The organism is Kitasatospora sp. NPDC057512, from assembly GCF_042802135.1.
Lineage (GTDB): Bacteria > Actinomycetota > Actinomycetes > Streptomycetales > Streptomycetaceae > Kitasatospora.
This window is the reverse complement of record NZ_JBHVET010001204.1, coordinates 1-1,458: the sequence shown is the minus strand read 5'-3', so window position 1 is coordinate 1,458 and position 1,458 is coordinate 1. Positions and strand designations below refer to the sequence as shown.

Below are 1,458 nucleotides of genomic sequence, written 5' to 3'. Positions count from 1 at the left end.
GGACCGGAGGGCAATCTCGCCGCCGGGCAGGAGCGGCTCCGGGGCGCGGACCGGATGTTCTCGAGTGCCGTCGCCCGGATGCGCGAGCGCCTCGGCCTTCCCGGCACGACGTCGCCGGAACCGCTCGGGCACACCCGTCCGGTCGTCCACGGTTACAGTCCCGTGCTGCTGCCGCGCCCGGCGGACTGGCCGGCCCCGGTCGAGGTGGCGGGCTTCTGGTGGCCCGCCCGACCGGTGGGCTGGCAGCCTCCGGCCGACCTGGTCGACTTCCTCCAGGCCGGTCCGGCCCCGGTGTTCATCGGCTTCGGCAGCATGGCACCCGGGGAGGGCGAGCGGCTCGGTGAGCTGGTGACGGCCGCGGTGCGGCAGGCGGGGGTGCGCGCGGTGGTCCAGGCGGGCTGGGCCGGACTGGAGGCGGCGGGTGACGGCGTGTTCTCCGTCGGCGACCTGCCCCACGACTGGCTGTTCCCCCGCACGGCCGCCGTCGTCCACCACGCCGGAGCGGGCACCACCGGCGCCGCGCTGCGCGCCGGGGTCCCCGCCGTACCGGTACCCGTGATGGCCGACCAGCCGTTCTGGGCGGCACGGCTGCACCGGCTGGGGGTCGCCCCGCAGCCCGTGCCGTTCGCCGAGCTCACCGCCGAACGCCTCGCCGCCGCGATCACCGCCGCTCTGGCCGAGCCGATCCGTCGCCGTGCGGCCGCCGTCGCCGTGCTCATGGCGGACGAGGACGGCGCCGGTGCCGTCCTGGCCCGCGTCGCCCGGATCGCCGAGGACCCCGGCCGCTGAGCCCGCCGCCCAGGGAAGGCCAGGACGCGCACCCCGGACGGCCCGCGACGGTCTGCCGGCTCTTGGATAGGCTGCCGGGATGATCCCCGACGCCCCCCGGCTGCTGCGCGCCGACGCCGCCCGCAACGCGGAAAAGATCATCCGGGCCGCCCGGGAGGTCTTCACCGAACAGGGCCCCGACGCCCACCTCGACGACGTGGCGCGCCGGGCCGGTGTCGGGGCCGCCACGCTGTTCCGCCGCTTCCCCGACAAGGCCGCGCTCCTGCGGGCCGTGCTGGACCAGGGCTTCGCCGAGCGCGTCCGGCCCGTCATCCAGGCCGCCGCCGACGACCCCGACCCCGCGTCCGGGCTGGCCCGCGTGCTGGCGGCGGCCCTGGAATCGGTGGCCGGCGACTACAACGTCCTGGCCGCCGCCCGCGCCGCGGGCGTCCTGACCCCGGCGACCGGCGAGGAGTTCTTCGCCGCCCTCGACACCCTCCTGGCACGCGGTCAGAGCGCGGGCGTGATCCGCGCCGACCTCGTGCCCGACGACCTGCACCGCATCGTCGTCATGCTGGTCTCGGTGCTGTGGACGATGGACCCCCGCGAGGACGGCTGGCGCCGGTACCTGGCCCTGGTCCTCGACGGCCTCTCCCCCGCCGGGGCCCGCCCGCTGCCCTGCCCCGCCCC

At 77.5% G+C, this 1,458-nt stretch carries 2 protein-coding genes; both read left to right on the top strand.

Going from position 1 to position 1,458, the window contains the following annotated elements; translation table 11 throughout:
• Window positions 1-789, top strand: a 789-nt coding sequence (locus ACFU6K_RS38935; protein ID WP_380671393.1) for a glycosyltransferase, incomplete at its 5' end; no start/stop codon positions are given.
• 79 nt (window positions 790-868) lie between these two features.
• Window positions 869-1,458, top strand: a 590-nt coding sequence (locus ACFU6K_RS38930; protein WP_380671391.1) for a TetR/AcrR family transcriptional regulator, incomplete at its 3' end; no start/stop codon positions are given.